Source organism: Thermococcus sp. (assembly GCF_026991495.1).
In the GTDB taxonomy this organism is placed as follows: domain Archaea; phylum Methanobacteriota_B; class Thermococci; order Thermococcales; family Thermococcaceae; genus Thermococcus.
In genome coordinates this window covers 1-21,899 of record NZ_JALXBJ010000085.1, presented here as the reverse complement: position 1 = coordinate 21,899, position 21,899 = coordinate 1, and the positions used below count along the sequence as shown (strand labels likewise).

Annotated in this window: 27 protein-coding genes; 11 read left to right on the top strand and 16 right to left on the bottom strand. The window is 56.5% G+C overall.

What is annotated here, in order from left to right:
- Positions 1–82 precede the first annotated feature (82 nt).
- Entirely contained in the window at positions 83–1,051 is a 969-nt protein-coding gene (locus tag MVB78_RS09885) for a ribose 1,5-bisphosphate isomerase (protein ID WP_297490859.1), read from the top strand.
- Position 1,052: 1 nt separating this feature from the next.
- On the opposite strand, the gene xerA is transcribed toward MVB78_RS09885, so the two are convergent.
- The 3 genes from xerA to MVB78_RS09870 all read right to left on the bottom strand — a co-directional run bounded on the left by xerA (position 1,053) and on the right by MVB78_RS09870 (position 4,030).
- Positions 1,053–1,883, bottom strand: a complete 831-nt coding sequence (gene xerA, locus MVB78_RS09880) for a site-specific tyrosine recombinase/integron integrase (protein ID WP_297490857.1) — start codon at positions 1,881–1,883, stop codon at positions 1,053–1,055.
- A gap of 14 nt (positions 1,884–1,897) precedes the next feature.
- Positions 1,898–2,764, bottom strand: coding sequence for a toprim domain-containing protein (locus tag MVB78_RS09875; protein WP_297490913.1), 867 nt, complete (start codon positions 2,762–2,764; stop codon positions 1,898–1,900).
- A 99-nt stretch (positions 2,765–2,863) separates the two neighbouring features.
- A complete protein-coding gene (locus tag MVB78_RS09870; RefSeq protein WP_297490911.1) occupies positions 2,864–4,030 on the bottom strand; it encodes a GTP-binding protein in 1,167 nt (388 codons plus the stop codon).
- Positions 4,031–4,143: 113 nt separating this feature from the next.
- Between MVB78_RS09870 and MVB78_RS09865 the strand changes: the two genes are divergently transcribed.
- Entirely contained in the window at positions 4,144–4,599 is a 456-nt protein-coding gene (locus MVB78_RS09865; protein WP_297490910.1) for an Lrp/AsnC family transcriptional regulator, read from the top strand.
- Between the two features lie 234 nt (positions 4,600–4,833).
- Positions 4,834–5,172, top strand: coding sequence for a transcriptional regulator (locus MVB78_RS09860; protein WP_297490854.1), 339 nt, complete (start codon positions 4,834–4,836; stop codon positions 5,170–5,172).
- On the opposite strand, the gene MVB78_RS09855 is transcribed toward MVB78_RS09860, so the two are convergent.
- Genes MVB78_RS09855 through MVB78_RS09845 form a run of 3 tightly spaced genes read right to left on the bottom strand, consistent with a single transcriptional unit; the run spans position 5,165 to position 8,011 of the window.
- Positions 5,165–6,847 (bottom strand): DUF4910 domain-containing protein, encoded by a 1,683-nt coding sequence (locus MVB78_RS09855; protein WP_297490848.1) that lies wholly within the window; start codon positions 6,845–6,847, stop codon positions 5,165–5,167. The genes MVB78_RS09860 and MVB78_RS09855 overlap by 8 nt on opposite strands.
- Positions 6,847–7,281, bottom strand: coding sequence for a hypothetical protein (locus MVB78_RS09850; RefSeq protein ID WP_297490846.1), 435 nt, complete (start codon positions 7,279–7,281; stop codon positions 6,847–6,849). The genes MVB78_RS09855 and MVB78_RS09850 overlap by 1 nt, the downstream gene beginning before the upstream one ends.
- 4 nt (positions 7,282–7,285) lie before the next feature.
- A complete protein-coding gene (locus tag MVB78_RS09845; RefSeq protein ID WP_367271010.1) occupies positions 7,286–8,011 on the bottom strand; it encodes an RAD55 family ATPase in 726 nt (241 codons plus the stop codon).
- Positions 8,012–8,071: 60 nt separating this feature from the next.
- Between MVB78_RS09845 and MVB78_RS09840 the strand changes: the two genes are divergently transcribed.
- Positions 8,072–8,698, top strand: a complete 627-nt coding sequence (locus tag MVB78_RS09840) for an HAD-IB family phosphatase (protein WP_297490843.1) — start codon at positions 8,072–8,074, stop codon at positions 8,696–8,698.
- Here the strand turns inward: MVB78_RS09840 and MVB78_RS09835 are convergent.
- A complete protein-coding gene (locus tag MVB78_RS09835; RefSeq protein ID WP_297490904.1) occupies positions 8,695–9,903 on the bottom strand; it encodes an A24 family peptidase C-terminal domain-containing protein in 1,209 nt (402 codons plus the stop codon). The two genes, MVB78_RS09840 and MVB78_RS09835, sit on opposite strands and share 4 nt — an antisense overlap.
- Before the next feature lie 20 nt (positions 9,904–9,923).
- Positions 9,924–10,091, bottom strand: a complete 168-nt coding sequence (locus MVB78_RS09830) for a hypothetical protein (RefSeq protein WP_297490840.1) — start codon at positions 10,089–10,091, stop codon at positions 9,924–9,926.
- A gap of 89 nt (positions 10,092–10,180) precedes the next feature.
- Here MVB78_RS09830 and MVB78_RS09825 point away from each other — a divergent pair, with 89 nt between their 5' ends.
- Together MVB78_RS09825 and MVB78_RS09820 are read left to right on the top strand one after the other, a co-directional pair.
- Positions 10,181–10,519, top strand: coding sequence for an ASCH domain-containing protein (locus MVB78_RS09825; protein WP_297490838.1), 339 nt, complete (start codon positions 10,181–10,183; stop codon positions 10,517–10,519).
- Complete coding sequence (locus MVB78_RS09820; protein ID WP_297490836.1) at positions 10,516–11,085, top strand: ASCH domain-containing protein; 570 nt, start codon at positions 10,516–10,518, stop codon at positions 11,083–11,085. Before MVB78_RS09825 ends, MVB78_RS09820 begins: the two co-directional genes overlap by 4 nt.
- Positions 11,086–11,087: 2 nt before the next feature.
- Here the strand turns inward: MVB78_RS09820 and MVB78_RS09815 are convergent, their stop codons facing one another.
- From MVB78_RS09815 to MVB78_RS09795, 5 genes are read right to left on the bottom strand one after another with little or no spacing between them, the layout of a single operon-like run.
- Complete coding sequence (locus tag MVB78_RS09815; protein WP_297490901.1) at positions 11,088–11,462, bottom strand: ribonuclease III family protein; 375 nt, start codon at positions 11,460–11,462, stop codon at positions 11,088–11,090.
- Positions 11,463–11,507: 45 nt separating this feature from the next.
- The gene (locus MVB78_RS09810; RefSeq protein WP_297490834.1) at positions 11,508–12,587 is read right to left on the bottom strand and encodes a hypothetical protein; all 1,080 of its coding nucleotides are present in this window, start codon (positions 12,585–12,587) and stop codon (positions 11,508–11,510) included.
- A 56-nt stretch (positions 12,588–12,643) separates the two neighbouring features.
- Positions 12,644–12,931, bottom strand: a complete 288-nt coding sequence (locus MVB78_RS09805; RefSeq protein WP_297490831.1) for a DNA-directed RNA polymerase subunit L — start codon at positions 12,929–12,931, stop codon at positions 12,644–12,646.
- Positions 12,921–13,568, bottom strand: coding sequence for a DUF2067 family protein (locus tag MVB78_RS09800; RefSeq protein ID WP_297490829.1), 648 nt, complete (start codon positions 13,566–13,568; stop codon positions 12,921–12,923). The genes MVB78_RS09805 and MVB78_RS09800 overlap by 11 nt, the downstream gene beginning before the upstream one ends.
- Complete coding sequence (locus tag MVB78_RS09795; protein ID WP_297490899.1) at positions 13,569–14,156, bottom strand: exosome complex RNA-binding protein Csl4; 588 nt, start codon at positions 14,154–14,156, stop codon at positions 13,569–13,571. It lies immediately after the preceding gene.
- A gap of 89 nt (positions 14,157–14,245) precedes the next feature.
- Here MVB78_RS09795 and MVB78_RS09790 point away from each other — a divergent pair, with 89 nt between their 5' ends.
- From MVB78_RS09790 to MVB78_RS09775, 4 genes are all read left to right on the top strand, one after another.
- On the top strand, positions 14,246–14,890 hold the full coding sequence (locus tag MVB78_RS09790) for a DUF432 domain-containing protein (RefSeq protein ID WP_297490827.1): 645 nt from the start codon (positions 14,246–14,248) through the stop codon (positions 14,888–14,890).
- A gap of 2 nt (positions 14,891–14,892) precedes the next feature.
- Positions 14,893–15,990: a mechanosensitive ion channel family protein gene (locus tag MVB78_RS09785; protein ID WP_297490823.1), complete on the top strand. Its 1,098-nt coding sequence runs from the start codon at positions 14,893–14,895 to the stop codon at positions 15,988–15,990.
- Positions 15,991–16,100: 110 nt separating this feature from the next.
- Entirely contained in the window at positions 16,101–16,958 is an 858-nt protein-coding gene (locus MVB78_RS09780; protein WP_297490821.1) for a hypothetical protein, read from the top strand.
- A 137-nt stretch (positions 16,959–17,095) separates the two neighbouring features.
- Positions 17,096–18,976, top strand: a complete 1,881-nt coding sequence (locus MVB78_RS09775; RefSeq protein WP_297490897.1) for a threonine--tRNA ligase — start codon at positions 17,096–17,098, stop codon at positions 18,974–18,976.
- Here MVB78_RS09775 and MVB78_RS09770 read toward each other — a convergent pair.
- The 3 genes from MVB78_RS09770 to MVB78_RS09760 all read right to left on the bottom strand — a co-directional run bounded on the left by MVB78_RS09770 (position 18,966) and on the right by MVB78_RS09760 (position 21,119).
- Positions 18,966–19,712, bottom strand: a complete 747-nt coding sequence (locus tag MVB78_RS09770) for a hypothetical protein (RefSeq protein ID WP_297490818.1) — start codon at positions 19,710–19,712, stop codon at positions 18,966–18,968. The two genes, MVB78_RS09775 and MVB78_RS09770, sit on opposite strands and share 11 nt — an antisense overlap.
- A gap of 78 nt (positions 19,713–19,790) precedes the next feature.
- Complete coding sequence (locus MVB78_RS09765) at positions 19,791–20,402, bottom strand: hypothetical protein (RefSeq protein ID WP_297490895.1); 612 nt, start codon at positions 20,400–20,402, stop codon at positions 19,791–19,793.
- Between the two features lie 48 nt (positions 20,403–20,450).
- Positions 20,451–21,119, bottom strand: a complete 669-nt coding sequence (locus MVB78_RS09760) for a Kae1-associated kinase Bud32 (protein WP_297490892.1) — start codon at positions 21,117–21,119, stop codon at positions 20,451–20,453.
- 175 nt (positions 21,120–21,294) lie between these two features.
- Here MVB78_RS09760 and MVB78_RS09755 point away from each other — a divergent pair.
- Positions 21,295–21,899: TCP-1/cpn60 chaperonin family protein (locus MVB78_RS09755; RefSeq protein WP_297490815.1), on the top strand; the 605-nt coding region annotated here is incomplete at its 3' end.

The following is a 21,899-nucleotide window of genomic DNA, read 5'->3' as shown; positions in this document are numbered from 1 at the left end:
TTGGGCCGGTGCTTTAAAAAACTTCCCCTCGCAAACGATATAAACGCCTGCCCATAATCTGAAGATTACCGGGGGTGGTCGAATGGGAGTGGTGAAAGAAGTCCTTGAGATCGCGGAGAAGATAAAGACCATGGAGATCAGGGGGGCGGGAAAGATAGCCCGCTCGGCCGCATACGCCCTCCAGCTCCAGGCCGAGAAGAGCAGGGCTCTCAGCGTTGACGATTTCTGGAAGGACATGAAGGAAGCTGCGAGGATACTCTACAACACCAGGCCCACCGCCGTCTCGCTGCCAAACGCGCTCAGATACGTGATGAACAGGGCGAAGATAGCCTACTCCAACGGCGCCGACCTCGAACAGCTGAGGTTCATCGTGATCAACGCCGCCAAGGAGTTCATACACAACTCGGAGAACGCCGTAAAGAGGATAGGGGAGATAGGGGCAAAGCGCATAGAGGACGGGGACGTTATAATGACGCACTGCCACAGCAAGGCCGCCATAAGCGTCATGAAGACTGCCTGGGAGATGGGGAAGGATATAAAAGTCATAGTGACCGAGACGAGGCCCAAGTGGCAGGGGAAGATAACCGCCAAGGAGTTAGCCTCCTACGGCATACCAGTCATCTACGTTGTCGACAGCGCGGCGAGGCACTACATGAAGATGACCGACAAGGTCGTCATGGGGGCTGACAGCATAACCGCCAACGGCGCGGTTATAAACAAGATCGGGACGGCCCTGATAGCCCTTACCGCCAAGGAACACCGCGTTTGGACCATGATAGCCGCCGAGACCTATAAGTTCCACCCCGAGACCATGCTCGGTCAGCTGGTTGAGATAGAGATGCGCGATCCGACGGAGGTTATACCAGAGGAGGAGCTCAGGACGTGGCCGAAGAACATAACGGTCTGGAATCCAGCGTTCGACGTTACACCACCTGAGTACGTGGACGTCATAATAACCGAGCGCGGCATAATACCCCCATACGCGGCGATCGACACGCTGAAGGAGGAGTTCGGCTGGGCCCTCAAGTACCGCGAGCCCTGGGAGGACTGAATCAGAGCGATTCCAAGAGTCTCGCCTTTTCCTGTGCTTTTTTTAGGTGCTCAACTGTTATCTTTGTGTAAATCTGGGTCGTGGAGAGATTTGAATGCCCCAAGAGCTCCTGGATGGCCCTTATATCAACCCCCTTTTCGAGCATGTGCGTGGCGAAGCTGTGCCTCAGCATGTGGGGGGTGACCCTGATGCCCGCCCTGTTCCCGTACTTGCGGAGCAGGTACCAGACGGTCTTTGGGGAGAGTCTGCCCTTCTCGGAGCGCCTGTCCTCGACGATCAGGTACTCGCTCTCGTCCTCTCTCTTGGACAGGTAGTTCCTTATCTCCGACACCAAAGCGTCCGGGAGGGGCACGACCCTGTCCTTGGCTCCCTTTCCAGACCGGACTAAGATCAGGCCCCTCTCGAAGTCAACATCGGACTTCTTCAGGTTGCAGAGCTCGCTCACCCTGAGCCCAGCACCGTAGAGCAGGAAGACTATGAGCCGATCCCTGGTCTTTGTGGGGGGGATGACCGAGAGGAGCTTCCTGACCTCTTCCCTTGTGAGGGCTTTGGGAAGGCTCTTCGGTACCTTTGGGGGCTTGAGCTTCTCCGCCTCCTCTTCAAAGCCCTCAAAGCGGAAGTAGGCCCTCAGGGCCTGGACGACGAGGTTCAGGCTCTTGTTAGAGTAGCCCTTCCTCCTCAGCTTGGCGAGGAACCTTAAGGCGGAGCGTGCGTTAGGTTCCCCGCCCTCCCTGAGGTACCTCTCGATGTAATAGGAGTACATCCTTACGGTGTTGGGGCTCTTCCCCTCAAGATCGAGGTACGTGGCGAACTCCTCAACAGTTCCGTTCATACAGACACCGTGCTTCAGGTTTCAACGGGTTTTCCCGGTTCCTCTGCCGGTGCTTCTTCTTCAATGGGCTCTTCTATGGTTTCTTCAGCTTCCCCACTTTCAGGCTCCGTCCTGAGGGCCTTGGCGACGGTGGTGCCGAGGTAGACAGTCTTGAGGAGTTCTTCAATCGCCTCTTCCTCCTCCGAGTAGATGTACCCCTGCCCCACGATTATCTTTCCCCTGAGGCCGAGCTTCTCAACGGCCATTGCCAGGTACCCCTCCGGGGGAACGGGCTCGGCCGGGAAGAGCGCCCTCCAAGCGTCTTCTATCTTAACTGGCTTGGATCTCTTCTCAAGAAGGGCCTGGAGGCTCTCGTTCTCCTGCTTGAGCCTCATGTACTCGACCCTCGTCTCCTCGTACTTGCCCCTGAGCTCGGTGTACTCCTTTTCGAGTTCCTGATACTCCTTTTCCAGCCCATCGTAGGCCCCTTTGAGGTCTAAGAGCTGCTTTCTCAGCTCCATGTACTCCGGCAGAACCTGAAGGCTTTTTAGCCCGGCCCTAACGAGGGCGTTCCTGAGCTCTTTCCTGACGAGCTCCACATCGACGTGCTCAAGGTCGTGGCCGAGGGGCAGCTTCATCCTCTCTATGTGCCCGACCATCTGGCTCAGCTCGTTGAAGAGCCTCTCAGCCAGCTCCCTGCCAACCCTGTCTGCGTCGGTTGCTATGATGAGCAAATCCGCCCCCGCGGCGGCGCTCTTCGCTATCTCAACGTTGGTCGTGGGGATTATGGAGGAGATCGTTATGTTGTACTCGCTCCCTAAGGCAAGCCCCTGCAGGGCTTTGCTGACAACCTCAACGTCACTTGCTCCCTCAACGAGAACCCTAACGTCCACGATGGCCATGCAACTCACCAACTCCCCCTCTGAGCAGCATCTTAAAAAGTTGACTTCCCTCCCATCGGGAGCTCAGCTGGCAACCGGGGTTGATGGAGCCCGTCGGGGCTACCTCGCGTGAATCTCCACTACATCCCCGTCTTCGAGCACATGATCTGCCCCCACCCTCTGGTCCGGGAACTTAGCGCTCTTCCGCCAGACCCTCGCGTAGCGAAAGTTCCTCGTGAAGTCCTTGTGGATCCTCTCCGCTAAATCCATGACGGTCGAGCCCCTCTTGAGCGGCACCGGGGGATAGGCAGGCTCCTCGCCTGGGCTTTTCGTGAAGACCCTTATTATCCCGGCGAGCTCGTACAGCTCGTCCTTCAGCTTGTCGAGCTGGATATTCCGCTTGGCTGATACCGGGATTATCTTAAAGCGATCACCGTAGGCTTTGAGAAGCTTCTCATAGTTCTCCCTGCTCCCGGGGGCGTCGCCCTTGTTGGCTATTATTATCGCCCTGCGCCAGACGAGACTCTCGTCGAGGGCATCGGCTATCTCCTCAAGTGTCACCGGCTCCTTAACAGTCAGCTCGGCTGAGTGGATCCTCTCATCCCTGAGGATCTTCATGACCTCACTCACATCGCCCCTTATGTTCTCGGCCCCGTTGATGACGATGCCTCCCATCGCCGTCCTCTTTACCTCGACCCTCGGCCTTCTCCTATTGACCTTTATCCCGGCCCTCTCGAACTCGCGCAGGAGAACTTCCATCTGCTTGATTGGGTCCCGGGAGAGGTCGATCACCATGGCTATAGCGTCTGCGTTCCTCACAACGCTCAAAAGCTGGGGTCCCATGCCCTTTCCGAGGGCGGCCCCCTCAACGAGGCCTGGAACCTCAACGAGCTGTATCTGGACGTCCCGGTGGTGCATCATCCCCGGGATGGGCTGGACGGTCGTGAAGGCGTAGCTCGCCACGTCAACGTCCGCGTTCGTGAGGGCCCTCAGGAGGGAGCTCTTGCCGACGTTTGGAAGGCCGACGAGGGCTATCTGAGCGGCTCCTTCCTTTTTGACTGCTATAGAAGGCCCGCCACCTCCCTTCTTCACCTGCCTCTGCTTTTCAAGCTCCTTTCTGAGCTCGGAGAGCCTTCGCTTTATCTGCAGGCGGAGCTTTTCGGTCCCCTTGTGCTTCGGAACCGTCGCGTACATCTTTTCGAGGGCCCTTATCTTCTCGGGTATCGTCCTCGCGTTCCTGTACTCCTCCTCGGCCGCCAGGTACTCCGCCGTGACGTTCGTCGGCACAGCCACCACCCTGGGTTTTCTGAATTAAAGAGCCGGGCCTTTTTATAAAAGTATGGTCACGGGATATCGGCAAGTTTATAAGCTCCTCCGAAAATTTTTTAAAGGTGGTCGGTGTGAGGGGCGGCATTGACGATGTGGATAGGAAGATCCTCGCCATACTGCAGAAGAACAGCAGGACACCGCTCAGGGAGATATCGAAGGAGGTTGGTCTCGCCGAGTCTACAGTCTACGAAAGGATAAAGAAGATGAAGGAGAGGGGGATCATAAAGAGGTTCACTGTCCTCCTGAACCCCCATGCCCTCGGGCTGGACATGCTCGCCTTCGTTCTGATAAAGGCCAAGGCGGGTATGTACTCGGCGGTCGCTGAGGAGCTCGTGAGGCACCCGAAGATAGTGGAGGTCTACGAGACCACAGGGGATTACGACATGATAATCAAGATAAGGGCCCGGGACAGTGAAGAGCTGAACGACTTCCTCGACAGGATCGGGGACATAGAGGGCGTCGAGTCCACCCACACGATGGTGGCGCTCAAAGTCCATAAGGAGACAATGGAGCTTCCCCTGAAGTGATCAAACTTTTAAGTCCTTTGATGTGAAAGGAAAACGCCGACAGTGAGGGGACAGACGTCTCTTCACGGGCCCGGTAAACCGCCCCCGCGAGCGGTGAGCGGGGAGTGCTCACGCCGGGCCCACAGGGCCGGGGGCATCCACCCGCGCGAGCGGTGAACGCGGGCCTCTGTACCCGGCCCACACCCGCGGAAACTTTTTAAACCCCATGAAGTTAAAACTTCATAGGGGTGAAGAATGGGTAGCAGTGGCGACCTTTACAGTCGCATGGAGGAGCTTCTGAAGTCCCTCGGCCTCAAAAAAGGCGAGCTCAGGATATACCGGCTCCTCCTTGAAAGGGGGAAGCCAATGAGGATCACCGAGATACAGAGGGAACTCAGGATAAGCGAGCGCTCGGTCAGGGAGCACGTCCTCAACCTCTACCGCAAGGGGATGCTCAAGAGGAGCCTGATCGAGAGGGGCTGGTTGGGCTACACCTACACCGCGGTTTCTCCCGCTGAGGTCCTTGAGAGGATAAAAAGCGTTATCCTCAGGAAGATAGACGAGCTTGAGCACGAGCTTGAACGCTCTAACTGACAACCTCCACCATGCCGTTTTCTTCGAGGATTGAAACGAGCTCCCGGAGCTTTTCCCTTTCGCAGGCTCCGAACTCCTCCTTGAGAGCCTTGTACACTGCTTCCTCTGGAAGAATCTCCCCGAGCATTAGGAGTTCGTGGAGCTGCGTGGGGACCCTTCTATCCCGCGTCAGTTCCCTGAACCGCCCCTCCCTGACCTCGATCTCCCTCGGCGACAGGATCCCCTTAAGCTTCCACCTCAGCCAGAACCTCTCTTCGAGCTTTCTGCCGAGTTTGAATCCTAAGAATTTCGAGTCCCTGTGGAGACCGTCGAGCACAAGCCTCGGGGCCACCTCAATCGCCCCGTTCATCCCGAGCTCACCTATGTATTTCAGGGAGTAGGCCCTTGAAAAGGCCCCGATCTCTTCCACGGGAGCCCGCGAGAGGGCCAGGAGAGCTGCCAGGGCGGCCCGTCCTATAATTCCTAAAGTTCTTCCGCTGATCTTGTCGACGGCATCGGCGCTTGAGTGGTAGAATCGGTCCGGCCACGTTATCGGCATCATCGAGGGTACGCCGAAGATGTTGAAGACGTCATGGTCGCTCCCCATCTCGTAGGGGTAAAATCTGAGCGGCATGGCAGGCGTCGGTTCGCCTGAGAAGCTCTTCCCCGCGGAGTTTGAGAGGTCGAGGAAGTATTCAAGGATGCCTGAGGCCGCGGAGAACCTTGAGAGCGGGGGTCTCACGAGCATCAGCGTTGAACCAGACACCTCAGGACTCCCCCCAACCATGTCGAGGTTCACGGCAACGTAGTACTTTCCCGGATCCGCATGCCTTTCAATAAAGGCCTGGCTTCCGTAGTATTCGGGCATCCAGAGGAAGGCAAAGCCGAATCTGAAGGAGGCGGAGTGGAGCTTTGAAAGAACCCTCGCGAGCTCAATCAGCATGGCGCTGCCGCTCGCGTTGTCGTTGGCCCCGGGCATGGGGTGGCAGAGGTGGGCCGTCAGGAGGATGTACGGTGCTTGTCCAACCTCGGCGTAGACCATTGGGAGCGTCTCCCTCTCCTTAACCACCGCATCGACCTTGACCCTCGCAACGACCTTCTCACCTGCGGTCAGCTTCCCCAGCAGCTCTTTTACCACCGACCCCGGGAGGGTGACCGCGGGTATCTTAGCCCACTCCATGTCAGCACGCCTCAGAAAAAGGCCTATGTACGGGAAGGCGTCTCCAGTTCCCTCGCGGTAGGCAATGAAGGCAGAGGCCCCCATCTCGTTCGCCTTCCTGTAAGCCTCCCGCCAGTCCCTACCAACAAGGACGATCTTCCCCTCCGCCTTTTCCCAGTCTTCCTTACCGGCAACGTGGATAACTTCTCCCTCCGCCTCTCCAGGGGGAGAATGGGCCATGACCAAGAGGGGAGTCTCGCCAGTTGTCATTCTCCTCCCCTGGAGCTGCACTTCGCCGCCTATAAGGTCCCACGCAATGGGGGACACGAGGGTTAGGAACCTCTCCCTGCCGTTGTAGGTCTCCTCGAAGATTGTGGCATCGATTCCCCAGACCTTAAGTTCTTCGGCCACGAACTTCGCGGCCTCCGGCAGTTCTTTCGAGCCCTGTATCCTGTGGAACCTGCTTATCTCGCCTATGTCCCACAGAACCCGGTCCGTGCTGAACCCGGCCGCTTCCTTCAGGAAGTCCCTCAGCATCACTCACCACCCATCTTCAGCATCCGCGGTATCTCCATGTACTTCAGGGTGTTGAGGAACTCCGGGGGGAGAACGAGCTTTGTTGTCCTCAGGAACTCGGCGAACTCTTCTTCCTCCTCGCTCTCCTCGATTACCGGCCTCTTAGATGGCCTCTCCTCTTCAACCTCTACCCGGCCCTTCTCAATGAGCCCGAGATGGACTTCTTCCTCCCTCCTCCTCGAACCCTCGTCCTTCCCCCTCTTGTAAGCCTTCTTGACGAGTTCGTAGACGCCGAGCCTCTCCGCCTTCTGGTATATCTCCTCCCTCCTCTCGCGGGCCCAGCCTGTCCAGTCGCTGTGCCCCCGGTAGCCCACAAAGTAGCCGAACCGGTAGGCCTCCTCAAGTAGGGCCCTTATCTCTGCCTTAACCTTGCCCGCGTCTTTGCCCACAGTCATCACCTCAGAACGGCGCCTCCTGGTAGACCCTTATCCCCTCGTCAGTGAAGCGTATCCTCTTGAGGTTGCTGTCGTGGGGGACGCCGTGCAGTTTGAGAACCTGGAGGGCCCTCACCATCTGGTAGTTCCTCATGAAGTGGTGGATCACTATAACCCCGTCCGCGAGGTAGTGCTCATCGGTATAGCTCTCTCCCTTCAGCATCTCCGATGTTATGATGGTGGTGATCTCAAGCTCCTGAAGGGCCCGTATGAACCTTCCGAGGGCCCAGCGTTTGTTCTCTGGATCCTTTACGAGATACTCCATGGAGGTGAACGAGTCCACCACGACCCTCTTGGCCTTCTCGCCCTCTATGAGCTGAAGGATGGCGTTGAAGAGTTCGTTCCACGTCATCCTGTACTCTGCCCTGAGGAGGTGGCTCCCGAGGTCGTGAAAGGCAATCGTCTTCGACTGGATGTAGCCGAGGAGTCCAAAGTTGTAGCGGAGCATGTCCTGGATGATTATCTTGGGGTTCTCGACGAGGGATACGAAGAGGCCTTTCTCGCCGTTCTTAGCGCCCTCCACGAGAAACTGCACCCCTATCGTTGTCTTCCCGCTCCCAGGAGGGCCCGTTACGAGGTAGACCCTTCCCGGTAGGAAGCCCCCGCCTATCACGTTGTCGAGGCCCGGAACCCCGGAGGGGATCCTGTCCAGGCTTTTTAGTATATCCCCTACGTACATGAGAGGACTCACCGGACATCATTGCATCATGAAATATTTAAACCCATGCCCTTAATCCACCAGGGTGTTGGGATGAGGCTCTTTGCATCGGACTTGGAGGGCACGCTCGTCAGGTCGGTATCAGGCTGGGTTGAGCTCCACAAGAGGTTTGGAACCTGGGATAAGGGGCGCGAGTACGCGGAGATGTTCTTCAGGGGTGAGATAGACTACCCAGAGTGGGCGCAGCTCGACGCCTCCCTCTGGAGGGGACACACCAAAGAGGAGATCCTTGAATGGGTTGATAGAGTGGAGTACATGGACGGCGTGAGGGAGCTCTTCCGCTTCCTGAAGGAAAACGACTTTAGAATAGCAATACTGAGCAGCGGGCTCATGTGCCTCGCCCGGAAGGTGGGGGAGGAGCTTGGCGCCGACTACGTCTTTGCCAACGAGCTTGAGTTCGATGAATTGGGAAGGATAACGGGGAAGGTCAACGCGCTCGTGGACTTCGAGGGGAAGGGGGCCATCCTGAGAAGGCTGAAGGAGGAGCTGAGGGCTGAGCTGACCGTTGCCCTCGGCGACGGCCACAACGACCTGAGCATGTTCGCCGAGGCCGACGTCAGCATAGCGATAAACCCCCACGAGGGTGTGGAGGGGGATCACGTCGTGGAGAGCCTGGATGAGGTAGTTGAGATATTAAAGGGCATCCTCGAGGGGAGTTAGAGGCCAGCGGTCTTGAGGACGAGCCACCAGAAGAGATCTCCCCAGAGGGCGGAGATCAGAAAGCCCGCGAATATGCTCGGGGCGAAGGGCATCGCCTTCTTCCTCAGGAACCTGTTTTCTATCTTTCCATCCTCAACAAGCTTCTTGAGCCGCTCTATCTGCTCGCCGCTCAGTCCCTCCGCGCTCGGCGACGCTACGACCTCCCCGCGCTCGACCTGGAGCTTCCCAGTCCTCAGCCCCTCTTTGAGAACCTCAAAGAAGCCCCTCCTGTCCCTCCTCACGTTCCCGCCTTCGATGTATATCGTCTCCCCAAGTATGTCCCACTCCCTGAGCTCCTCCACCGGAACCTCTTCCACCAATGCCTCCTCCCTGAGGACTTTGACCGTGGAGAAGAAGACCTTGAAGGAGTACATAACGGCGATGAGCTTCAGAAACGCCACCACCGCGTCGAGGCCGATGAGGTAGCTCAGGTACGCGAGGGATGCGAGTCCGATTATATCCCCCGCCTTTCTGTACTTCCCGAAAACGACCACCACGAGCAGGGCCAGCCCGTACCTGACCGCGGCACTCAACCCGAAACCGTAGTTCGAGAGGGCGACGGCAACTGCTATGCCTGCCATGAACCAGAGGGAAACCTCAAGGGAGAGGGAAACGCCATTGACGAAGACCTCCCTTATCCTCTTCGTCTCCCCCCTCTTCACAACGATCCCGAGGGCGTAGAAGAAAAGGAAGGGGAACACCGCGATGATGCTGTTGAAGAGAACCGCCAGGGGGTAGAGGGGGTACGCTGTCTCGTAAGGAGCCGCAACCCGGACGGGGCTCAGAGGATACGGGAGGAGGGCCGAGAACGCCGCCAAAACCACCACGTCGCCGGAGGCCCAGGCGCCGGCGTAGTAGAGAACCATCCCCATGGCGAAGCCGACTATCAGCCCTATCAAGCCCGCTAAGGGGGGAGCCTGCCCCCTGATGCCCATGTAAGCGTACAGAAGAACGCCGAACTCCGCAGTCGGAACGATGATCTTCCCGAGCCACCGGGGCAGATCCACCTCTTCCTCCCCTTCTTCGTGCCCGAAGAGCCTCTCAACGAGGGAGAGGGTTGGAAAGACGTGACTGTCGAAGATGAAACCGGTCTTCACGTCGGTGTAAGAAGTAAGAATGCCCGTCAGTGATCCCATCAGAATAACGGCTAACTCGTAGCTCTGCATCCCGAGCACCCCGTTTTGGCTCAGAGGTTGCCTATAACCCTGTCCCTCACGACGCTCGTGTAGTTCGAGATGCTCTCTCCAAGGCTCTTGCTGGTGTCTACGACGGCCTTCAGGGCTATCGCCACGAGGATGAGGGCCATCGCGAGCATGAGGAGGTATTCAATGGCCGTCTGGGCCCTTCTCTTCACTTCTCTCTCACCTTAATTCTTAATAGGGTTTAAGAGATTTAAACGTTTCCATGGGCAGGTTTTTAAGGGGGTCTCTGGATGCAACGGTGATGAGGGTCTATCACCTGCGCGTTAGGGACGAGTACCTAAACTTCATAAAGTCCGGGAGGAAGAGGATAGAGGTCAGGGCCGCCTACCCCGCCCTCAGGGGCATGAAGCCTGGGGACAGGCTGGTCTTCAACGACAGCGTTCCTGCCCTGGTCACGGGGGTCAGGCTCTACGAGACCTTCAGGCAGGCCCTCCGGGAGGAACCGCTCGAAAAGATATTCCCTGACAGACCGAGCTTTGAGAGGGCCCTAAAGCGCTTCCACGGAATGTACCCCCGATGGAAGGAGAACAGGTACGGAGTCATCGCCATAAGGTTCAGGCTCCTCGGTGGTGAGGGATGAGGCACCTTCAGTTCGACGGCCGCTACGCCGGGGCCATACTTGAGGGGAGGAAGAGGGCCACCGTCCGGCTTGGCAGGAGACCAAACCTCAAGGAGGGGGATCTCATCCTGATCCACGCCGGCGGCTACACCCTCGGGAGGGCCGTTGTGGAGAGGGTTGAGAGCAAGAGGGTTGCGGAGCTAACTGATGAGGATGCCCTTCTCGACGGCTTCAGGAGCAGGGGGGAGCTGATAGAGGCCCTGAAACGGCACTACGACAGCGTGACCGAGGATTCACCGGCCCACGTTGTGGTCTTTAAACTGGTGGAGAGGTTTGATAGGCCGGTCATGAGCTCAGACTACGCCTACGAGGGCAACTCGCCACTGGAAATAGCGAGGATGGCCTTGAAGCACCTCGAACTCTCCGAAGAGGAGAGGAAGCTGATAGAACTCTTTCTGAGGGAGGGGAGCCTGAGACGGGCCGCGCGGAGGCTCGGAGGCCTGAACAGGAGGTACGTCATAAGAGAAGTCCTCAGGAAGGCCTACGAAAAACTAAAAGGTATGGGGCTCATGGAGCCTAAGGTGTAGCCTCAGAGGTCGAGGCGGTTCTTTATCTCCTTAAGGAGCTCCCCAAAGGCCCTTCCAAGTACCTCCTTCCTCCGTGAGAAGTGCGCCACATCCTCGCTCAGGTTTCGCTCCACTATCTCACTTGCCTCCTCAATCCCCATAGCCCCGCTGAGGAAGGCGTAGGCCACTATGGCCTCGGCAGCGTCCCCAAGGCCGTGCTTGTCGGTTCTCCTCGGGGCGAGATGGCGCAGGCCGGCGAGCTCAAGCGCCATCGCTAAGGATGCGTTCGGCACCCTTCCCCCGCTCGGTCTTCCGAGGTACCTCGTGAGGGCGAGGGAGTAGATGAAGTTAACGAGGGAGTCGCCGAAGGTCGCGAGTCCGTCTTGGGAAAGGTCCATTTTCATCTTAGGTGGCTTCGGCGGGGGGTATAAGAAGGTAGCGGCTCAGGCGAAGAAGGCGTATACATGCCAGCACGTGATGAAGGGAGTTAAGAGCAGCATCAGAACCACCGCCAGCGCCAGTCCTTTTTCCCCAAGCCTCTCCCCGAGTGCCCCCCACGCTGGAACCGCCGGGAGGAGGAGTCTGGGAGTACTTATCAGGGGGACTCCCCTTATCGAGGCCTGGAGGAGGACGGTGGGCAGGGAGTACCAGAACTCAACGTCCTTCCTCCCCTTTATCAGAAGCGCGAGACCGAGGACGTAGAGGCCGAGGAAGAGGAGGTGCCTCAGGGCCCACAACTCGGGGCTTATGTGGAGGGACATCACCCTCCAGTCCTGCCTTGTGAACCAGTTCCTCGCGAGGAGCCAGTTGAGGCTGTCAATCGGCCCAACTATCTTAGCGTCCCAGCCCCGTTCTACCTCAAGGTAAGCGAGCGGGTTCCCAGCGGTTAGGTAGAAGAGGAGTCCGCTGACGAGGCCGGCAAAACCGATCGGCAGGTAGAACCTTGAGAGCCTTGGGAGTCTCCATTCCCTCCTAAACGCTAAGAGGTACAGGCTCAGTCCTGCTATCGGGAGAACGGCGCTGTACTTCGAGAGAACTGCGAGGCCGAAGAGCAGGCCCGAAGCGAAGGGTCTCTCCTCTTTCAGGGCCCAGAGCCCGGCGAGCAGGAAGGTCAGGGCGAGGGATTCCGCGTACGGGAACGTAGTGAAGAGAGCGTAGACGGGGTTGGCGGAGAGAAAGAGGGCCTCCCTCCTTCCCCATAGCCGTAGGGTCAGGAGGGGAGGGAGGAAGCTGAAGGCGTTCGCAACGATGAAGACTGAGGTGCCTGGGCTTGCCCCGAGGAGGATCAGCGGGCGGGCGAGGATGGGCAGCAGGGGAGCGAAGGCGAGCTGGTATTCCTTTGTGTACCAGCCCGCGGCTATGGCAGTGTAATGCGCCCCGTCCCACCTCGTGACCATGAAATGGAACCAGTTATCCTTGGCCAGGGCCACGGTCAGGAGAACCAAAAGCTTCGCTGACAGGAGCACGAAAACTATTAGAAGTGCATCCCTGCTTATACCTTTATGTTCTCTCATCAGCACCATCAAAAGTTATAACCTCAGCACCCTTTAAAAAATTAACGGATGCAAAGATTGCGCCATCATGCCTTCAGGGCGGAGCTCCAGGCTTCGAGAACCTCTCTCGACCGGTCAAACACCTTCTGTGCGGCCTTTTCAAGGGCCTCCTCGGGCCTCTCAGAGCCGTCCGTTGTTACCCTGAAGCGGGGCTTCCTCGCCATGAGCACGGGGTGGTCTATGGAGTAGGCGGCGAACTTCACGTGCTCGTCCTCATGGAGAACCTCAACCAGCAGGTTGGCGAAGGTGTGATCCTCACCGTCGAGGTAGAACTCGATAGCGTTCTCCTCCCTCTTAACGACCTCAATCCTCATCTTCCTTACCCTCCTCACGCGACAGGTAAGCGAGCAGCTCCTCCATGGCCTGCTCCTTGTTCTTAACCAGTTCGTATTTAAACTTATCCTCCTTCCACTCCGCGAGCCCTAACTCCACGAGGGTTTCGAGCAGTTCGTCCGGGTCTATGCCGCGGGCAACTGAAACCGGCAGGACGACCTCCCTTATCTGCCTCGTGCTTCTGAGCGAGATCTCAGAGAGAACATCACCGAGCTTCCTCACCAGCTCAACTGCCTCGATCCAGGGCAGGGAGGTCCTTATCTCCCCCGTCTCCCCGTTAAGCTCAACGGTCTCCCCTAAGAGTTCGAGCGTCCTGACGAGAGAAGTTGGAGGAACGCTCACCCCGACTTCCCTGAAGAGGTCATCCGGAGAGTAGCGGTAGAGGCCCCTCCTGTCAGGGTAGAGCCTCGCCCTGACGCGCGAATGGATGGCCATTATCTTTGAAACCGCGTCCCTTATCTCGCCCTTGGTTCCCTGGACGTTCACCTTAAGGGAGTCGAGCTTCCCGTGGACGTAGATGAAGGCGGGAAGGTTCAATCTTCCGACTTCCCTCAAAAATTCCTCTTTCTCCCTGTCGTTTTGGACGTGTATGGTTATGACCTTCTTGGCGTGTCCCATTCAGACCACCAGCTTCCGGTAGAGGGTCGAGAGCTTCCTCGTCTCCACGTTGCCGCAACGGGGGCATATGAGCTGGTCCCCCCGTTTTATGAGGGGCGTCCTGCATTTAGAGCAGAGCGCGTAGACAACCCCTAAATCCGGGGCCCGGGTGGTGAGCTGAATCGGCCCCTTGCCCACCGCTATGACGCGGGCCCTCACCACGTCCCCTATTCGGAACTCCCTCCTCATGTCCTCCACGAAGCCGTTCCTTACCTGGGAGACGTGTATGGTGGCGAGGGTTGAGGAGGCGATCGCCCTGTCCCCTTTCCCCTCTATCTTTACGAGCTGAACGGTAACGGACTGGGGTCGGACGTCTATTACCTGCCCTATGATGACGTCCCCAACCTCAGGGAGCGGCGGCGTCTCCGTGACAGCTTCAACGCTTATCTCCATCCTCTCTTTGTCGATTTTAACCTTCCCTGCCCTCGTTGCTATGAGGTTCCCGTTCTCGTCCTTAACGCCCTCCCCCGGGAGGTACTCCTCAATAACCCCGAGGTAATCGCCCGGGAGAACGAACTGACCGTCCTTGGCTGGCTTCTTTTCTCCCATTGCACCCACCGCTACTAATTTACAGGGGGGCGTTTTTTAAGCCTTTGCCACTGCGATAACCTTAAATCTACAGAGGGCAATCTCCCTCCATGTTCGGGCCCTTTGAGCTTAAAACCCAGTTCATAAAAATAGGGAGTAAAAAGATCCACCTCCTTGAGGAGGCCGGGGGGTTCGTGAGGTACCGCAGGGATGAGGTTGAGCGGTTGATAAAAAAAGTCGAAGGGGGGAAGCTCCTGGTCATTCCGACCCCCGCGACCGGCTACGGTGTTAAACTCCTTATGATTCTCCTCAGGGAACCCTTAGCGGTGCCGCCTGGTGAGAGCGTGGAGGGCTTTCTTGAAGCTCCTGTTGACGTTGAAGTCAGAACTGGATCCCTCACCATCGACGGGTTCACTCCCTGCAGGGAGAAGTACGCCCTCTACGGAAGCGTTGAGAGGGGGGCGATAGCAAGGTATTACGTTTCCAACTTCATGCCCAACGAACCGGACTCACTCGGCGTCCTGAAGGTCTCCGTTGAGAACCCCTCGGGGGAGTGGAAGGGGCTCGATAAGGTCGTCCTCCCCTTGGACGGAACCCCGATGTACTATTCAACTGACAGGGCCTACTATCCCCTGATCAGGATCCTCCTTCGCAACGGGGGCCCGGAGGTCAACAACACGGGAGAACCCCCGAGGGAAGGCCTCAGCTCATTCGGCCCGAAGAGGGCCCTGCCGAAGTTCCTGATGAGGTGGTAGGGATGCTCAACCTCTCCGCCAACTGGACGCTGGTCTTTGGGCCCACAAAGCTTACCCTCAACTCGGGGAACGTTGTTCTCTCCATCGTCGTCCTCGCCCTCGGGTTTGTGATAGCGAAGATCCTTGAGAGGTACATCTTAGAGCTTTCGAGCAGCACCACCTACGTCTGGGTCTTTAATGAGGACACGGCTAAGATGCTCTACAACATGACAATCCTGATAGCGGCCTTCTACTCCCTCCACCTCCTCGGCATCCTCGCCTACAAGGTGAGCGGCACCTCCCTCAGTGACATCCTCACCGCCCTGGTCGTTTTCTACTTCTCCTACCTCCTCGCTAAAAAATCGAGGGACTACATGCTCATGCGCACAACGCCCGAGAAGCTCCCCGAAGTTCAGATAAAGGCCAAGCTCCTCTACTACACGGTGATAACCTTCGCCTTCTTCCTTTCCCTCAACATAGCCGGTCTGAGCGGCAGGCTGTCCACTATCATAGCCGCGGCCGGGATAACTGGTATCGTCCTCGGTTTTTCAGCCCAGACTGTCATAGCCAACTTTGTCTCCGGCGTTTTCATTTACTTCGACAAGCCCCTGAAGATAGGGGATGCTGTCCGCATAGGGGACGTTGAGGGCATTGTAAACGACATCAGGATCCTCTCAACGAGAATACAGCAGTGGGATGGCACACTCGTCAGGATCCCAAACGAGAAGCTCTTCAACAGCAACATCATCAACCTGCAGAAGTACCCTGTGAGGAGGGCCGAGATAACCGTTGGCATAGCCTACAAGGAAGATGCTCAGAGGGCCATCGACGTTATCCTGAGCGTCCTCGATGAGGAGCCCCACGTTCTCGCCATCCCGGAGCCCAGGGTTTATGTCCACGACCTCGGCAACAGCTCAGTTAACATAACAGTGTGGGCCTGGGTTCCAAGCTCGCTCTGGGTCGGGCAGAACCTCCTGCGCTCCAAGTACCGTCTGCTCCAGAAGATAAAGGAGGCTCTCGACAGGGAGGGCATCGAGATACCGTTCCCGCAGAGGGTCAACTGGTTCGCGGAGGAGCTAAAGGTGAAGATAGAAGACTCAAAGAGCTCAATAGGAGATTAATACAATCCTTCGTATTAACATTAAGATGTATATCTGAGAAGGAGATAAATACTGAAAGATCATGAATGTTCATTGAATAAATATACGAGCCAATTCACGAGGTGAGGAGTGTGAAACTCCCAAGGGCTAAACCACTTGAGGAGAACTACCTCTGCCAAACAAAAGAGGACTTTAAAGAGTTGCTTTCAAAAGCTCTCGGAATGGGCAATGGTGGGGTCTTTAAACTGCTGGGAAAGGTTGGTGGGGTTCCTTACTACATAACGATCCTCGTCGATGAGCAAAAAATTTTGGCAGTGGAGGCGGAGGAGGTCAAGAGTGGAAGAAAGCTCATTGGAGACGATGCATTGGGTTATATCTCGAAGATATTCAACGGTCCCGTAATAGCAGATGCTTATCCCCTCGATGACATTGGTGTTAAGATGTCCGTTGTCGATAACATTGAGGCATACAATAGAACTCAAAGGATAAAGCTGAGTGAGTTCTTTGGTGATGTCCAGATAACCCGGGCGAGGAATGCCCCGCTCAATGCAGAGGCGACCGCACCTCAAAAGCCATCGACCATGGAGGAACTCTACTCAAACGTTACCAAAGACGTCGAGAAAGCACTTCAGGAGAGAACAAAGAAAGCAAAGAAATCACCACCTCAAAAGTTAGAACTAAAGCTCAACGTTCCCGTCGAATTGGATCCGTACTTCAGGGGTTTCGTGAAGAAGCTCAATGCCTATGGGAAGTCCTTGGGGCTTAACCTCAGGAAGGTTTCAGTTGAGGCCAAGGAGATTAGATACGCCCTTGGCTCCGGAGTGGGCGTGAACGCATATCTAACCATCGAGGCCGAGTCGGGATCAATGTTGCCCGCCAAGAGACTCGAAGAGATGCTGAGAGAGCAGGCTTACAGAGAGGCAGGAGAGCTTTCATCGGAGTTGAAGAAGAGGGTTGTAGTCAGCGATCTAAAGCTCCGCCTCATTTGAGCTCCCTTCTTTCTCTTTCCACTCAGCAAGGATCGAGGACGAGGGGAAGGGCTGAGGCCCTTTCCACCTTTGGACAGGTTTATAAGCCCGGGGAAAAACTTTTAGTAATTCAACCCCAGCTACCGGTGGTGATAGGGATGAGAATGCTTCTGATACACGCGGACTACCTCGAATACGAGGTCAGGGAGGAGGCCCTCAAGAACCCGGAGCCGATAAGCGATGAGCAGAGGAAGGGCAGACTCGAAGAGGTTTTAGCGGTTTTCACGAGCGTTGAGAAAGCCGACGAGTCAAACCCGGAGGAGGTCGTCGAGAAGGCCGTTGCTGAGATCAGGGACGTTGCTTCACAGGTCAAAGCGGAGAGGGTCTTCGTTTATCCCTTCGCCCACCTGAGCAGCGAGCTGGCGAGGCCTGAGATAGCGCTCAAGGTTCTCCGGAGGATCGAAGAGCGCCTCAGGGAGGAGGGTTTTGAGGTTAAGCGCGCTCCCTTCGGCTACTACAAGGCCTTCAAGCTAAGCTGCAAGGGGCACCCATTAGCTGAGCTCAGCAGAACCGTTGTTCCGAGCGGAGAGGAGGTGAGCAAGGAGGAGCGCAACATAGCCCTCGAAAAGGAGGAAGAACTCAAGAGCTACTGGTACATCCTCACTCCGGAAGGCGAGCTTATAGATGTTGAGGAGTTCGACTTCACAGGCCACGAGAACCTGAGGAAGTTCGCCAACTACGAGATAAGCAAGAGCCGCGTAGCTGAGAGGGAACCGCCGCACGTTAAGCTCATGCTGGAACACGAGCTCGTGGACTATGAACCCGGGAGCGATGCCGGCAATCTGCGCTACTACCCGAAGGGCAGGCTCATAAAGGGCCTCCTTGAGCAGTACGTCACCGAGAAGGTGGTCGAGTACGGTGCCATGGAGGTCGAGACGCCCATCATGTACGATTTCGAGCACCCTGCTCTTGAAAAGTACCTCAACCGCTTCCCCGCGAGGCAGTACATAGTTAAAAGCGGCGACAAGAAGTTCTTCCTCCGCTTTGCGGCCTGCTTCGGCCAGTTCCTCATAAAGAAGGACGCGACGATAAGCTACCGCAACCTGCCGCTGAGGATGTACGAGCTCACGCGCTACTCATTCAGGCGTGAGAAGAGCGGCGAGCTCAGCGGTCTGAGAAGGCTCAGGGCCTTCACTATGCCAGATATGCACACAGTTGCGCGCGATTTAAAACAGGCCATGGACGAGTTCAGAAAGCAGTACAAGCTCAGTATGGAAGTCCTCAGGGGCGTTGGTCTATCTCCGGACGACTACGAGGTCGCGATAAGGTTCACCCGCGACTTCTGGAACGAGAACAGGGACTTCATTGTCGGGCTGGCGAGGATAATCGGTAAACCTGTCCTCATCGAGATGTGGGATCAGAGGTTCTTCTACTTCATCCTCAAGTTCGAGTTCAACTTCGTGGACAACCTCGACAAGGCAGCCGCTCTGAGCACCGTCCAGATCGATGTCGAGAACGCCGAGCGCTTTGGAATAACCTACTACGACGAGGAGGGCAAGGAGCGCTACCCGCTCATACTCCACTGCTCGCCGAGCGGTGCAATAGAGCGCGTCATGTACGCCATCCTTGAGAAGCAGGCAAAGCTCCAGGCCCAGGGAATAAAGCCGAGCTTCCCGCTCTGGCTCAGCCCGATACAGGTTAGAGTCATCCCGGTGAGCGATGACGTCATGGACTACGCGCTCTACGTTGCGGGCAAGCTTGAGGGCGCAAAGATTAGGGTTGACGTTGACGACACGGGCGACAGACTCAACAAGAAGATAAGGAAGGCCGAGAAGGAGTGGATTCCCTACATTGTCGTCGTCGGCAGGAACGAGAAGGAGCAGGGTACCGTAACCGTGAGGAGGAGGGAAGAGGGAGAGCAGGTTGAGATGCACGTTGACGACCTGATAAGGGAAATACGGGGAAAGACCGAGGGGTTCCCATACAGGCCGCGCCCCCTGCCGCTACTCCTCAGCAGGCGTCCCAAGTTCAGGGGCTGAGCCCCCTCACCTTCCTGAGGGAGAAGCGCTCCCTTCCCTTCTTACCTGTTTTTGTTAGGATGAACTCCTCGGGCTTGAAGTCCATTATAGGCGCTTTGAGGAAGTAGAGGTGCTCCTCAATGCGCCCCTTCCCGACGAACACCTTTGACAGCAGCACGTAGTCGCTGAGCTCAACCGTCCACGCGGTAAAAGTTCTGGATACCGTGTCCTGGTTGAGGGTCAGCATTATACTGCTCTTCATCCTGAGCCGCGATGAGAGGGTTATCATGTTGCTGAACATCTTGATGACAGGCTCCTCCCCCGAGAGGCTGACCAAGCCGTGGAGCGGCTGCAGAAGGCGGAGGAGGAACTTCCCCTTTACCTTTGGAAGTATCCTCTCCTGGAAAACGAGGGTTATCTTGGGCATGAGGGTCTCTGAATCAACGGAGTCGATGTAGAAGACGTTCGGGAGGTTCACCCTCAGGTTGTACCGCGAGCCGAATATGTCGATTATGAAGAGTGAATCCCCCTCCAATGCCTTCCTGACGTTGAAACCAACGAGCTCAAGCTCCCTTAGGACCCTCTCAACTGGCTTGGCGTAGTTGCAGACTACGGCGGGATTACCGCCCTCGATGTGCTCCTTAACGGCTATGAACGGAATTTCCCAGGCGTTTGAATACGTCTCGTAAACTATGGCAAAGGTCGTGTTGGGGTCGAGGTTACGAATGATTCTATCGAGGGCGCCCTCATCCCCCATTCTCTCACCCCCATAACAGAGTATGTAAGAAGAGAGTAAAAACGTAGCGTTTCCTCGGGATCTACAAAGGCATGCGGTTCAGGCCATGAGCATGTTCTCGATCATCCTTATCGCTTCAAGCAGCCTGCGTTCCGGCCTCTCCTCGCTCTCCTCTATCTCAAGGTTTATGACGAGCCTCTCGTCGTGCTGATCCTCAAGGTCGTAGACCTCCATGTCCTCTATCTCAACGTCGCTAAACACCGTCTGGATTTCGGGGCTTATCACCTTGCGGTCATTTCCGTATATCTCAACCCGTATAACGTTGTCGGTTGTGGAAACCACGACCGCTATCTCGTACTCCCCGACCCTCTTGGTGAAGCGGAGCGTGTTCCCGTATCCATCGAGCTCCTCCTTAAAGCCCATCTGAAGCATCGCAGAGCGGATTGAATCGGCGCGGGCCTTTATCCTGTGCACAATCCTCTCGCGAAGCTTTCCCGCCTCGGCAATTGCCTTTTTAACGCCCTGCCCGATGAGCTCAACCCGTCCCTCCCATACCCCGACCACCCTTATACCGGAGGAAGTGGGCCTGAGCTCTATCTTGAGGGAATCAACGTCAAAATCCCGGAGGTCATCTATCCTCAGCTCCTTGAGGGTCATTATCTCGAACTCAACCCTCGCGGTCTCGCCGAAGACCCTGCCCTTGAACTTCACCCACACCACCACCCCCTGCTTCCTGGATGCCTTTAAAAACCTTCCCTACTAACCGGTCCATGCCCTCTCCCTGTACCTGCCGCGGTTCTCTATCTCGACTATCTTTTCCTCAACTTCAGACGCGGCCGCTTCACCCATAACCTCCGCGTAGCCCTTCAGAACCTCCTCAAACCCCTCCTCGAACCACATATAGTGGGTGCTCTCCATGGCGCGCTTGAGGAGGTGCATGTCAACCCCCCTCGCCTCCAGGGTCGAGTCGAAGTCCGCGAGGCCGAAGTCTATTAGGTAGATCGAGCCGCGGCGGAGTATCATGTTGGAGGTCGTCAGGTCGCCGTGCACTATGCCGGCTGAATGCAACATTCCTATCTGCCTCCCGACCTCGCGGCAGAGCGAGAGCCTTTCCTCCATCGGGATGGCCTCAAGGTACTCTTTAAGCCTCTCCCCCTCGATGAACTCCATGACTATCACCGTGTCCCTCAGATTCACCTCGTAGACGTAGGGACAGTTCACCCCGGCTTCCTTGGCACGGTGAAGGATCCTCGCCTCCCTAACCGTTCTCTCCTTCCTCAGCCTCTCGTCTATCTCCCTTATCCTGTACCCCTTCGGGATCCTGTGCTTTACGATAACCCGCTCACCCGGGAGCAGCTCAACGCCGAAGTACTCGTCGAAGTAGGCCGCGTATATCTTGGCCTCCGCACCCTGCTTTATCAGCTCCACTTCCCCCACCACCACAACCTGGCCCCGCACTTATTTATCCTTTCCTCCCATTAACCGCAAATTTTCTGCCATATATTCAATAATAACGGCTTAAATTGAAATTTTTGACCCAAAAATTTTTATAGAATACTGACGAACAGTTTCCGCAAGAACAATTGAAAGGGGGAGATGAAAGATGGCACAGCTTAGTGGTCAGCCTGTTGTGATTTTGCCGGAGGGAACCCAGAGGTACGTTGGAAAGGACGCGCAGAGGCTCAACATCCTTGCGGCCAGGATCATAGCCGAAACCGTCAGAACAACCCTCGGGCCGAAGGGAATGGACAAAATGCTCGTCGACAGCCTCGGGGACGTTGTGATCACGAACGACGGTGCGACGATTCTTGACAAGATAGACCTCCAGCACCCTGCAGCTAAAATGATGGTTGAGGTTGCCAAGACCCAGGACAAAGAAGCCGGTGACGGTACTACTACTGCCGTTGTCATCGCCGGAGAACTCCTCAGGAAGGCTGAAGAACTACTCGACCAGAACATCCACCCGAGCGTTATAGTCAAGGGCTACACCCTCGCCGCCGAAAAAGCCCAGGAGATACTCGACAAAATGGCCGTGAAGGTGGATCCGGAGGACGAGGAAACCCTCCTCAAGATAGCCATGACCTCAATAACCGGAAAGAACGCAGAGAGCCACAGGGAACTTCTCGCAAGGCTCGCCGTCGAGGCCGTCAGACAGGTGGCCGAGAAGACGGAGGAGGGCTACGAGGTCGACATAGACAACATAAAGAT